General features: G+C 39.1%; 9 protein-coding genes and 2 pseudogenes. 8 read left to right on the top strand and 3 right to left on the bottom strand.

What is annotated here, in order from left to right:
* Positions 1 to 34: 34 nt before the first annotated feature.
* A pseudogene (locus V6260_RS07510) lies at positions 35 to 244 on the top strand (protein-tyrosine phosphatase family protein); the annotation flags it as partial.
* Positions 245 to 732: 488 nt separating this feature from the next.
* Here the strand turns inward: V6260_RS07510 and V6260_RS07505 are convergent.
* Complete coding sequence (locus tag V6260_RS07505) at positions 733 to 1,932, bottom strand: DUF3644 domain-containing protein (RefSeq protein ID WP_188085384.1); 1,200 nt, start codon at positions 1,930 to 1,932, stop codon at positions 733 to 735.
* Between the two features lie 441 nt (positions 1,933 to 2,373).
* Here V6260_RS07505 and V6260_RS07500 point away from each other — a divergent pair, with 441 nt between their 5' ends.
* From V6260_RS07500 to V6260_RS07480, 5 genes and pseudogenes are all read left to right on the top strand, one after another.
* Positions 2,374 to 3,798 (top strand): sugar porter family MFS transporter, encoded by a 1,425-nt coding sequence (locus V6260_RS07500; RefSeq protein WP_341593481.1) that lies wholly within the window; start codon positions 2,374 to 2,376, stop codon positions 3,796 to 3,798.
* A gap of 133 nt (positions 3,799 to 3,931) precedes the next feature.
* Entirely contained in the window at positions 3,932 to 4,345 is a 414-nt protein-coding gene (locus tag V6260_RS07495) for a YeeE/YedE family protein (RefSeq protein ID WP_341593480.1), read from the top strand.
* A gap of 3 nt (positions 4,346 to 4,348) precedes the next feature.
* A complete protein-coding gene (locus tag V6260_RS07490) occupies positions 4,349 to 4,750 on the top strand; it encodes a DUF6691 family protein (protein WP_341593478.1) in 402 nt (133 codons plus the stop codon).
* A 97-nt stretch (positions 4,751 to 4,847) separates the two neighbouring features.
* Positions 4,848 to 5,579, top strand: coding sequence for a mechanosensitive ion channel family protein (locus V6260_RS07485; RefSeq protein WP_341593476.1), 732 nt, complete (start codon positions 4,848 to 4,850; stop codon positions 5,577 to 5,579).
* A gap of 257 nt (positions 5,580 to 5,836) precedes the next feature.
* A pseudogene (locus V6260_RS07480) lies at positions 5,837 to 6,208 on the top strand (mechanosensitive ion channel family protein); the annotation flags it as partial.
* A 34-nt stretch (positions 6,209 to 6,242) separates the two neighbouring features.
* Here the strand turns inward: V6260_RS07480 and V6260_RS07475 are convergent.
* The gene (locus V6260_RS07475; protein ID WP_341593474.1) at positions 6,243 to 8,378 is read right to left on the bottom strand and encodes a TonB-dependent siderophore receptor; all 2,136 of its coding nucleotides are present in this window, start codon (positions 8,376 to 8,378) and stop codon (positions 6,243 to 6,245) included.
* A gap of 233 nt (positions 8,379 to 8,611) precedes the next feature.
* On the opposite strand from V6260_RS07475, the gene zigA reads away from it, so the two are divergent.
* Both zigA and V6260_RS07465 read left to right on the top strand, forming a co-directional pair.
* The gene (gene zigA / locus V6260_RS07470; protein WP_341593468.1) at positions 8,612 to 9,811 is read left to right on the top strand and encodes a zinc metallochaperone GTPase ZigA; all 1,200 of its coding nucleotides are present in this window, start codon (positions 8,612 to 8,614) and stop codon (positions 9,809 to 9,811) included.
* The gene (locus V6260_RS07465) at positions 9,811 to 10,500 is read left to right on the top strand and encodes a DUF1826 domain-containing protein (protein ID WP_341593465.1); all 690 of its coding nucleotides are present in this window, start codon (positions 9,811 to 9,813) and stop codon (positions 10,498 to 10,500) included. Before zigA ends, V6260_RS07465 begins: the two co-directional genes overlap by 1 nt.
* A gap of 127 nt (positions 10,501 to 10,627) precedes the next feature.
* On the opposite strand, the gene V6260_RS07460 is transcribed toward V6260_RS07465, so the two are convergent.
* Positions 10,628 to 12,154: an acetyl-CoA hydrolase/transferase family protein gene (locus V6260_RS07460; protein ID WP_341593463.1), complete on the bottom strand. Its 1,527-nt coding sequence runs from the start codon at positions 12,152 to 12,154 to the stop codon at positions 10,628 to 10,630.
* Positions 12,155 to 12,218: the final 64 nt, after the last annotated feature.

Here is a 12,218-nt window from a genome sequence, read left to right as displayed (position 1 = left end):
AAAAATAATGTAGAGTCAATAAGCACTAAATGTAAAAAGCGACATATTACAAACCATACAACACAAACAAACCATTGCCATACATTGCAAAGGCGGCACTGGCCGCACAGGGTTGGTTGCTGCGCTTATTTTAAACTCGGCAGGTTACACAAAAGAAGAGGTATACGACCTAGTACAAGGCATTCGCCCTAAAGCACTGACTATAGAATTGCAAAAAGAGTACTTTAATAACTCTGAAGCGTGAAGCAGGAACTGAGCAAGATTTAGCACTATAAATAGTGCTAAAAATACTTTTAAGCTAGCTATGGATTAGCGATTGATAACGCTTAACTATTTGTTATGTGTTATATCAATAATATTTATCTAGACTTATCGGGTTTTATTAGCAAAGTAACAAATAACGTTGAAAATATAAAAAATATCGAAAAAATACTATAAACAATGTCGAACACATCAGTCTCAATGTCGATTAAAATATAAGCACAAAAATACGTTAAACCAGAAAATACGTAAACTAAAAAATTGTTCCACTTATCACCGGCTTTGATTTGAGCGTAGTAAGTAAGAATCAAAGTTACTATACCAATACATATAAAAGTCAAATTTCACTCCTAAACACGTAAAGCCCGCTTATGGGCAACCAAAACTTAGCGCCAATTTGGTTATAGTTTGGCGAAGCACCAAAACTAAATCGCCACGCAGTTTTGGGGTTCCAGCGAGAAACGAGCAACTTCACCGTTTCTTATATGAATCAACAGCACTCTTTAACCAGTTGTTTTGTTTAACTAGATTATTTACAAACCAGTTTACAAATTTAGCAGAATATCGATGGATATCTGTGTAGTTGTGATATTCAGAGTTGTTATTTGCCTTAATTTTATGCTTAAAAAGTACTGCTTGAAACGAGTAAGACGTAACTTTTAACTCTGACTGATCTCGGTTGATTTGCTCGATTGCAGAATTAGTAGTATACGGGTGAGTAGCATTCAGGTCTTTTGCTGTAGTGATTATCACTGCCTGTTGCCCGTCTACACCTGTACTCAAAGTGAGATCAGCTTCATCCGTTTTTTTAGATAACTTAAGCTTATAATCGATTGATATTGTATATTTATCAGAATCAACATCTTTACTAGTTTCTTCAAACTGTTTTAAAAAAGTTAAAACTTCTTTGGCCGTTAATTCACCATATGATTCTTTTATAACGCCTATTTCAGGTTCTGGTCCATCAATGACTAAACTCAACATTCCCACACTTTGTCCTGATAGTGGGGAATTGCCCATTTGATTTTTATAACGTTCTTGGTAATTTAAAACATTAGCTTGGAAAAGTCGTGATAGTTGAGGTTGTAATTCAGGTATAAGAAGATGAGTAGCATGATCTCTTAGCTGAATTAATGTTTCAATGTTCTTTTTTACGGGGTCATTATTTTGTAATCGCAGCGGTAAAGCATCTGAGATACTAATACTTTTACCATTGGAATAAAAAACCTTCTCATGACCTAAAGAATCTAAAACTTCAGCTTTTAAAAATAACTCCCAAGAATTAACCATCATAATAGCAAAAGCTTCAACTCGATTACTTAAGCTTGGGCGATTATAAACTTCTAAAGCAAGTGTAAATGCATCAAGGCTACGTTTTATTAGCTTTTGATAAATTTTCTCATCTGGCGTTAGTACTTTTGCAGCCGTACTTTGTGACATTAAACGGACAAAATCGTCATTTGATAGCTGAGAACATCCCTCAGAAACCCAGCCACCTTTTTCAGATTTAAATATAAATTTTCCTTTTAGCTTTTCGGATATATATTTATTAACGCTCTTAGGGCTATAACCTGTTTTTTCAGCTGCATCTTGAAAAGTAAAAGATCTTCCATCTTTCTCTTTCTCTCGGAAGAAATCTAATAATAGGACCCTTTTATCAACTCTAGGCATTTACACTCCATGTACAATTACTTACTAACAACTTTAGCTACGATATCTGTCGTTTTATAAACCGACAATGTTCCTATATTCAATGCATTTACCTTAACCACCAAATAATCACTTGTAAACAATTACCTAACCTCCTATCAATTTATGTAATTGCAAAAGCACACTTAAAGGTACAGAACAGTAATATTGTTCCAACAGGCACTTCCTATACAAAGCATATTATTTATTAAAATTCAGTCTGTGTTATCTAAAAAGGCAGTAACTTAATTTTAAAGTAACGCCGGTAAGCTAATACCTTTAAATTAAAGCCATTAAGTTAAAACCTTTAAAAACAACTTAATTTATACTCGCCGAACCCTTTATACCTGCACAAATGTATTCAGCCATAGCGCTTTACGATATTATGCTCCTTTGAATTTAAATTAACTTTCAGGGCATATAATGACAACGCACACACCGCCTTCCCACTCAGCCAACACAGCTGAAAATACCTCTCTTATTTACGTAATTTTTATATCGGCTGTGGCTGCTATTGGTGGCTTTTTATTTGGTTTTGACTCGGGCGTTATTAACGGCACGGTGTCGGCACTCGGTAATGCTTTTAATTCAAGCAGTGTGGCTACGGGGTTTAACGTAGCGTCTGTGTTACTTGGCTGTGCTTTAGGTGCGCTTGCTGCGGGGCCGCTGGCTGATAAATTTGGTCGCCGTGCAATTATGATCATCACCGCTATTATTTTTGCCATTAGTGCATTTGGTTCGGGCATTAGCGAAAGCTCTGCGGAGTTTATTTTTTACCGTTTATTTGGTGGTTTAGGTATTGGTGCTGCATCAGTATTAGCGCCTGCTTATATTGCAGAAGTTGCGCCACCAGCACTACGTGGCCGTTTAGCTACACTACAACAACTCGCTATTGTATTGGGTTTATTTGCTGCTTTTTTAAGTAACTACTTAATTGCTGATGCAGCAGGCAGCGCGCAAAATATTTTAATGCTTGATATAGCCGCTTGGCGCTGGATGTTTTGGGCAGAGCTTGTGCCTGCTGTACTATTTTTAGTCGGTGTGTTGTTTATTCCCGAGTCGCCTCGTTATTTAGTGGCGCAAGGTAAAGTGGATGATGCAAAAGCGGTATTTAGTAAAATATCGAACGATAACGTTGATGAGCAAATAAGCGATGTAAAACGCTCATTGCATAGCGATACAAAGCCAAGTATTCGCGACTTATTTATTGATGGCAGTAAAAAAGTACACCCAATTGTTTGGGTGGGTGTGGCGCTGAGTGTATTTCAGCAATTTGTGGGTATTAACGTGGTGTTTTATTACGGCTCTGAGCTTTGGCAAGCCGCTGGGTTTGATGAATCGCAATCGTTATTTATAAATGTACTCGCAGGCACAACGAATATTGCATCAACCTTTATTGCCATTGCCCTAGTTGACAAAATTGGCCGTAAACCACTGCTATTAGTAGGCAGTATTGGTATGTTTATTAGCTTAAGCGCGCTTACTTATATATTTGGCAGTGCAGGCCTTGATGAAGCAGGCAAACTTGCCCTTAGCGATAACATGGGTACATTTGCGCTTATTATGGCTAACTTATTTGTGGTATTTTTTGGCTTAAGTTGGGGCCCTGTTGTGTGGGTGTTATTAGGCGAAATGTTTAATAACCGTATTCGCGGCGCAGCGCTTGCTGTTGCGGCTAGCGCACAATGGATTGCTAACTTTGCAATCGCCATGACCTTCCCTATTATGCTTGCCAATATAGGCCTTGCCGGTGCTTATGGCTTTTATGCGTTATCGGCACTTATAAGCATATTCTTTGTTGTTAAATACATTAAAGAAACACGCGGTAAAACGCTCGAGTCTATGTAGTTTTTAAAAAGCGGTGATATTATTCGCCAAATAAAAAAGTAACGGGTGCTAACTACTTAGCACCTAATCAGCAAATATCAATCGAAATGAAACAAACCGGTTTAGGTGTTTCTATTGTTTGGGAAATTTAAAAATGGTAACAGAATTCACCCCAGTATCAGCTGCAATAGGCGGGGCATTAATAGGTATAGCGTGTACGTTATTACTGGTTTTATACGGAAAAATTGCGGGCATATCAGGCATTGTTAAGTCTGTATTCGCTAAAGCAAATTCGGGCTCGCGTTGGCAGTTATACTTTATTTTAGGATTGTTGTTAGCAGGTGTAGCTGTAAGAATATTTGCGCCTTCTTTATTAGAAGGCGAATTACAGTTGCCGCCTTGGCTTATTGTTGTTGCAGGGCTTTTAGTTGGCTCCGGTACAACGTTAGCTAATGGGTGCACAAGTGGCCATGGCGTGTGTGGCATGTCGCGCTTTTCTACTCGCTCTTGGGTTGCAACATGCACATTTATGCTTGTCGCCTTCATTACAGCAAACCTTGTAGGATAAATAATGAAAGCAATTATGATGGTTGTTATAGGCTTTATATTTGGCTTAGGACTTATTATTAGCGGGATGACAAACCCCGATAAAGTGATTAACTTTCTTACCTACGGGAACCAATGGGACCCAAGCTTAATTATAGTGATGGCAGTTGCCATGCTAATAATGATGCTTACGTGGTTATGGGTTGCAAAAAAAGAGAAGCCACTTATTTCAGGAACGTTTAATTTAAGTAATTTAAAAAATATTGATGCGCGCTTAATTATCGGCTCAGTACTTTTTGGTTTAGGCTGGGGTTTAAGTGGTATATGCCCAGGGCCTGGTTTGGTTCAATTGGTGTCTCTTAAAATGGAGTTTTTATTATTTTTTGCAGCCGTGCTAGGCGGTATGTGGTTAGCCAAAAAAGTATAATATTTGCTGCCGACTAAACTCGGCAGCTACTTTTATCCAAATAAAGGTACATAACTTGCTGCAATATATATAAAACTATATTGAACAGGTTTAAGTTATGCTAAATAAAGCGCTGGAATTTTCTAACAGCACACCTTGGTTAAGCGCAGCGTCCTCTCTTTTACTTATAGCTATACTACTGTTTTTAATTCGTTTTTTTGTAATGTACTGGCTAAAAAAATGGACTTCAAAAACCACGTTTATATTCGATACATTACTAATAGAGTCAATATCTAAACCGCTTACACTGTGCACAATTATTGTGCTGCTCACCATTTTAGAGCACGACACCTTCATTATTAGTACTTCTATTTCTCAGCAGATCCCTTTTAATAACATTAATATTGTATTAGCGCTGCTTGCACTTATTATGTTTTTAGACCGTTTTATTATTGGCACTATTAATTACTATGGTAAACAATCTGCCGTGGTTTTTAATTCAAAAAGCATAATTAAAGGCGTGATACGCGTTACATTGTCGTCAGTAGGGCTGCTGGTGTTAATGGGCACGTTAGGTATTTCTATTACGCCCATTATTGCCTCGTTAGGTATTACATCACTGGCTGTTGCCCTTGCTTTGCAACCTACCCTTGAAAACTTTTTTTCTGGCGTGCAGCTAGTAATAGATAAACCTATAAGGGTGGGTGATTTTATTGAGCTTGAATCTAAGGAGCAAGGCTTTGTTGATCATATAGGCTGGCGATCTACATGGGTTAAAATGCTGCCCAACAATATGATTATTATACCTAATAGCCAATTATCTAAGTCGCGTATTAGTAGGGCGTGTTGATCTTTGATGATTGAATTTGCAGCAGCGTGTTTGGTTTTTAGGCAAGGCAGAGCCTATGAAGTGTGGTTATTCCCCATAAATAGGCGATAACGCAGCATAAATACCAAACATGCGCTGCCCTTTGGGTTCTGCCTAGGGGCGATAAACTCTTTGTTGCTCGGTTTTTACTTAGCCCACTAGGTTACAAACCTCGCGCCGCGATATAATCGCCCCTAGATTGAACAAATTTCAATCCGCAAAGTTCAACACGCCCTCATTACTTTTATCCTGAAAAAGAGCTAAGCGTGCCTGTTGATATAAGCGTGCATTACGATTCAGATTTAGAGTTTGTTGAACAAGTAACACTTGAAGTGGCTCGCGAAATACTTATTTCACACGAATGGGGCGTTGATGATTATAATACCTTTGTGGTTTTTCATACCTTTGATAGATCAAGCATTAACTTTACGGTAATGCTTAGAGCTAAAGAATACTTTAATCGTTTTTGGGTTAAATCTGCGTTTATAAAAGCCCTGCATAAACGCTATAAAAAAGAAGGCATCGTAATTCCCTTCCCTATTACGGCTATTAACACGACACAAGAAGCAGCTAAATTTAGTAACGATAAAAAGGTGCAAGGCGATACTTAAAATAAAGCGCGAGTGACTCTCGCGCTAATAAGTATTAAAACTTGTAGGTTATTTGCCCAACAATTTCACGCGGGCTCCCCGGAAAGTGGCCGTTGCGCTCATTAAATCCACTAACCGCGTATTCTTTATCAAACAGGTTATTAATATTTACGCTTAATAACACATCGTCAAAGCGGGTGGTCCAGCTCATATCGAATACGGTAAATGGTTTAACTTTTTGGCCGCTTGTACTAAGTTGCTCACTGACGTAATTTGCACCAAATGCAATTGATGAGTCAATTGAATCCAGTGCGTAGCGAGTCCATAAGCCTGCCTGGTGACGTGGGGCATTAGCAAAACGAGTACCATCACCGTAGGTGTCTCCCACAGTGTCTCCGGCTACTCCTTCTATTACAATAGTGTCGTTGTATGCGTAATTAGCGGTAACAGTCCAATACTCTGTTAAGTCACCCACCAGCGTTGTTTCAAAGCCACGGCTTTCTACTTCACCTATATTAATAAGTGCAGCAATACCATCACCCGCGCCAGTGTCATTGGGGTTACTTAGCACAACGTTTTCTTTATTAATTTGATAAACAGCAAAGGTGCTCATAATTTTGCCATTCAGCCATTGGTTTTTCATGCCAATTTCGGTTTGTTTTCCGGTTTCTGGCGTTAAATTACCCTCGCCGTCTATATCTTCTTGATCCTCTGAGGAGGTAGGGTTAAAGCTTTCTGAGTAATTTATATATACCGAGGTGTTTTCTACTGGTTGATAAGTAACAGCAACGCGCGGAGTTATATCACTATCTGAGTAACTAAATCCCGTTTCTTTATTTAGCTCTTTAAAATGATCGTAACGCAGACCTGCAATAACGGTCCATTGCTTGTTAATACTTAAAACATCTTGCAGGTAAACACCAAAACGGTCGCTTTGTATTCCATCGCGGTTTAGGTCGGTTAAGTTATAAGAGCTTGGATCTGTCTCGCCGTAATTTAAGTCAAATATGTTTAAATTAGTAACGCCATCGGCTTCATAACGCGCTCGCAGATAATCGTATTCGGTATCCACTGCGTGATAGTCGCCGCCAAATAGTACTTGGTGCGTTAATTGGCCATGTTCAAAACTATAAACAAAGTCGGTAGTTAAGCTTGTTTCTTCGTTAGCGCGATATTGTTTGCGGTATTCGCGTTTAATAGTTTCGTCATCAATATTGGCAACGCCATCGCCGTTTACATCTACCCAACTTTGCGACTCATGGTAGCCTTGATCGCGTTCGTTATCCATGTAGCGCAGTGTACTATTTACATAAAAGTCATCACTAAAGTAATGACTTATCTCGGCTTGAAGCACCAACGCTTCCATATCTTGATAATCAACCGCTTCATTAGCGTTATAACTTGAGTCAACTAAAAAGTTGCCGTTGTCGTCAACCGGTACACCACGTAAGCGGTTTCCGCCTAGGTCTTGTTTTATGTAGTCAACACTTGTAGTTAGGGTGGTTGAATCACTTAAATCAAATAGCAAACCGCCAGTAAGTTCGGTATTTTTTGAATCTGCATTATTACGAAAGCTGTCTTGCTCTTCATAAAAACCACCTAATCTATAAGCCATTGTATCGCTTAAACCACCGGTCATATCAAGTGATGCACCTCGGGTGTTGTAGTTAGCCAGAGTAAGCTTTAATTCACGCTTTTGTGTGTAGCTTGGCTTTTTGGTTACGTAATTAATCATCCCACCTGGTTCGCCACCGCCATACAAAGCAGAGGCAGGCCCTTTTAATACTTCAACACGCTCTACATTAAATAGTTGTGGTACACCAAAGCCAGAATATGGGTCGCCGCGCACGCCATCATAAAATACATTTGCGTCATCTCTAAAGCCACGAAAAGTTACACCGGAGTAGCTATATTCGCTCACTCCCGCAATTGAGCGATATAAGTCGGTAATATCGCGCGCTGCTTGGTCAATAATAAGTTGCTCTGTTAATACCTGTGCAGATTGAGGTAGTTTAATAAGATCTAAATTAGTTTTAGTTCCAATTTTACTTTCGGTTTCAAGGTAAAATTGCTGAGCACGGCCAGTTACTTCTATTTTTTCAATATCGTTATTTTGCTCAGCAAGTGCCATATTAGAAAAAGCAGAAAGAGACGCAGCAATACTGAGCGCCAAATTAGTTCGGTTAAACATGAAAGTCCCTAGAAGAATGCAAGTAGATAACAACCAAAATGATAACTCTTATCATTTTCACAATCAATGGAGGTACGCTGCAAAAACCTTCTAAGTTTTAGAACGAATAATTTTTAAAACAATGAGTTACTTATTCACATCCATTTAGCAGTTAATAAACGGCGAGCGTTACTAGAATATGCAATTGATATAATATAACATACCGACAAATTGCAATTTAGTAAGATTTAAAAATGATAAATAAACTGCCCGTCACAGTGTTATCAGGTTTTTTAGGGGCCGGTAAAACCACCGTACTTAGTCATATTCTTAACAACAGAGAAGGCAAAAAAGTAGCCGTTATAGTTAACGATATGAGCGATATAAATATTGATGCAGCCACAATTAAAAGTGATGTATCGCTCAGTCACAGTGATGAAAAGCTAGTTGAAATGAGTAACGGCTGTATTTGTTGCACCCTTCGAGAGGACTTGCTTATTGAAGTTGGTAAGCTAGCTAAAGAAGGTCAATTTGATTACCTAGTTATTGAATCGACAGGAATATCGGAACCCCTACCGGTTGCCGAAACTTTCACCTTTGCCGATGAAAACGGTATTTCACTTGGCGATGTTGCCACACTTGATACCATGGTGACCGTAGTTGACGCCGTTAACTTTTTAAACGATTACGAACAAGCAAACGATTTACAAGACACTGGCGAGTCACTTGGTGAAGATGACGAGCGAAGCGTAACCGACTTACTTGTAGACCAAGTTGAATTTGCTGATGTAATTTTAATTAGTAAAACCGATTTAGTAACCGAGGAGCAGTTAAATAAACTCTCCGCTATTTTAAATACACTTAATACTCAAGCCAAAATTATTCCTATATCAAATGGCAGTATTAATATTAATGAAGTACTAAACACCGGTTTGTTTGACTTTGAACGTGCACAACAAGCCCCCGGTTGGCTTAAAGAAATGCGCGGTGAACACATTCCCGAGACCGAAGAGTATGGTATTAGCAGCTTTAACTATACGGCGCGCCGTCCGTTTGATCCTGAAAAGTTTTATAACTTTCTTCACAATACCGAGCAATTTGGCAAACTCATTCGCTCTAAAGGTTACTTTTGGCTCGCAACGCGCCCTTTATTTTGCGCGCAATGGAGCCAAGCTGGTGGCATAGCTCATTACGGGTTTGCAGGCATGTTTTATAAAGCAATTCCTAAAAAAGACTGGCCCACAGAGCCCGAACTGCTTGCTGATATAAACAGTAAATGGGTAGAACCCTTTGGTGATATGCGCCAAGAGCTAGTGTTTATTGGTCAATCATTAAATAAACAAGCGATGATTAATGCGCTTGATGACTGCTTATTATCAGAAGGTGCCGTACTTAAGGGTAAAGACTTTTGGAGAACCTATAACGACCCGTTTCCTATTTGGGAGGAAGAGTAATGAACGCCTTGGCCCCGTTAACAGCGCAAATAAAACCAGCTGAAGAACTCCATAGAAGAGCGGCAAAAGGTAGTGATGCCAGTGTTTTTCCACAAATTTATAACCAAGACACTAACATTGTTATTTGGCAAAGAAGCACAGCCGAAAAACTAACAAAAGCTGTTAATACACTCATTGCCACCAATGCGTTAAAACCATTAGAACTTGCTGTATCGCCCGATGACGCTTTTGATCAGTTAATAACTGCGCTTAAACCAGAAGATAATAACCGCGATGAAGTTAACGCTTTGTGTGAAGACATAGCACTATTAGTTGAAATGTTTTGCTGTCTGTTTGATTTAAAACGCGCCGGTTTAAGGCTAAAAATATTAGATAACCCCATGTGCCCGCGCTTTCATGTAGACAAAATTCCGTGCCGATTAGTTACCACTTACCAAGGTGTTGCAACACAGTGGTTAAATCACAGTGATGTAAACCGCTCAAAGCTAGGTGCAGGTAATTTAGGTAAGCCAGATGAAGAGTCAGGCTTATTTAAAAGCTTAAGTAATATTAATCAGCTAACAGAAGGTGATGTTGCCCTTCTTAAAGGAGAATACTGGGATGACAACGAAGGTGCAGGTTTAGTGCATCGCTCACCACCGGTAGCTGCAAACGAGCAACGCTTATTACTTACGCTCGATTTTATTTAAACGCTTTAGCATCAGGCTTAATCGCCCAATTGATTAAGCCTAATTACGGGTTAAAATTATTTATTTCTAAATAAAAACGCTCCTAAATGGAGCGTTTAAAGTATCTATCTGTTAGCCAAAATAAAGCTTAAGCTGATAGCGGTATTTGGGTATCTGTTGCAGATACTTTTTTCATACTACCTTCTTGCTCCAAGCGAATATGCCAACTAAATGCTTCTTCAAGTAAATGAGGCGTATGCCCGCCACGCTCACACGCGCGATTGTAATAGTCTAACATTGCTTCGCGATATTCTGGGTGCACACAATGCTTAATAACTTGTACAGCACGCTCACGCGGTGCTAAACCACGTAAATCAGCTAAGCCTTGCTCAGTTACTAAAATATCAACATCGTGCTCGTTATGATCAACATGGCTCGCCATAGGCACAACACTTGAAATGTCGCCATTTTTAGCAATCGATTTAGTTACAAATATTGCTAAATGAGCATTACGTGCAAAATCACCCGAGCCGCCAATACCATTCATCATTCGTGTACCACACACATGCGTTGAATTTACATTGCCGTACATATCAAACTCAAGCGCAGTATTAATGGCAATAATACCTAAACGGCGCACTATTTCAGGGTGGTTCGAAATTTCTTGAGGGCGTAACACTAGTTTGTCTTTGTATTTTTCTAAATTATTAAATACTTGTGCGTTACAACGCTCAGACAAAACAATTGAACTGCCTGATGCAAAGCTCATCTTACCTGCATCAATTAAGTCAAACGTCGAATCTTGCAGTACCTCTGAATACATTGTTAGGTCTTTAAAGTCAGAGTCGAGTAGTCCCATCATCACCGCATTAGCAATGTTACCAATGCCTGCTTGCAGCGGACCTAAATTAGCTGGCAATTTATTTTGAGCCACTTCTTCTTTAAAAAAGTTAACTAAATGGCGCGCAATTGATGCGGTGTCTTCATCTGGGTCGGTAACGGTCGAAAACGAATCGCTTTGGTTAGTAAAAACAATACCAACAATTTTTGCAGGATCGATAGGAACAGCCATGCCACCAATGCGGTCGTCTACTTTAACTAGCGGCATTGGTTGACGAGTAGGACGATACGATGGAATGTATATATCGTGCAAACCTTCAAGATTAGGGTTATGCAACATATTAATTTCAACAATAACTTCTTTTGCAAAAATAGCAAAGCTTGCTGAATTACCAACAGATGTAGTTGGTACAATATGTCCTTCTTCGGTAATGGCAACCGCTTCAATAACAGCTACATCAGGCTTGGTTAATTGATGATTACGTAAATGCTCAACCGTTTCAGATAAATGTTGATCAATAAACATAACTTCGCCGTTGTTAATCGCTTTACGTAAAGTACTATCTACCTGAAAAGGCATACGACGCGCTAAAATACCCGCTTCTGTTAATAGCTTGTCGAGATCATTACCTAGTGATGCACCCGTCATTAAATTTATTTTGATTGGATTTTTTTTGACTTGCTCAATTAATGCTCTGGGTACTGCTTTAGCTTCTCCAGCACGAGTGAAACCACTCATCCCTACTGTCATTCCATCTTTAATAAACAGACTTGCCTGCTCAGCAGACATAACTTTATTATGCAGATTACTATTGCGAATACGTTCCAAGTTCATTTTGAGCCCCTTTATAAATTTGGCATTATTCTAATCCTAACTTCGTACTACACAATATAGACTT

Origin of the sequence: Pseudoalteromonas aliena (assembly GCF_038155085.1) — a bacterium.
Lineage (GTDB): Bacteria > Pseudomonadota > Gammaproteobacteria > Enterobacterales > Alteromonadaceae > Pseudoalteromonas > Pseudoalteromonas aliena_A.
The sequence above is the reverse complement of the archived record's forward strand: the minus strand, read 5'-3'. Positions and strand labels throughout refer to the sequence as shown.

What these genes read in the sequence shown, in the direction of transcription:
- V6260_RS07505 (WP_188085384.1), bottom strand. Translation starts at nt 1,932, where the DNA reads ATGCCTAGAGTTGATAAAAGGGTCCTATTATTAGATTTCTTCCGAGAG.
- V6260_RS07500 (WP_341593481.1), top strand. Translation starts at nt 2,374, where the DNA reads ATGACAACGCACACACCGCCTTCCCACTCAGCCAACACAGCTGAAAAT.
- V6260_RS07495 (WP_341593480.1), top strand. Translation starts at nt 3,932, where the DNA reads ATGGTAACAGAATTCACCCCAGTATCAGCTGCAATAGGCGGGGCATTA.
- V6260_RS07490 (WP_341593478.1), top strand. Translation starts at nt 4,349, where the DNA reads ATGAAAGCAATTATGATGGTTGTTATAGGCTTTATATTTGGCTTAGGA.
- V6260_RS07485 (WP_341593476.1), top strand. Translation starts at nt 4,848, where the DNA reads ATGCTAAATAAAGCGCTGGAATTTTCTAACAGCACACCTTGGTTAAGC.
- V6260_RS07475 (WP_341593474.1), bottom strand. Translation starts at nt 8,378, where the DNA reads ATGTTTAACCGAACTAATTTGGCGCTCAGTATTGCTGCGTCTCTTTCT.
- zigA (WP_341593468.1), top strand. Translation starts at nt 8,612, where the DNA reads ATGATAAATAAACTGCCCGTCACAGTGTTATCAGGTTTTTTAGGGGCC.
- V6260_RS07465 (WP_341593465.1), top strand. Translation starts at nt 9,811, where the DNA reads ATGAACGCCTTGGCCCCGTTAACAGCGCAAATAAAACCAGCTGAAGAA.
- V6260_RS07460 (WP_341593463.1), bottom strand. Translation starts at nt 12,154, where the DNA reads ATGAACTTGGAACGTATTCGCAATAGTAATCTGCATAATAAAGTTATG.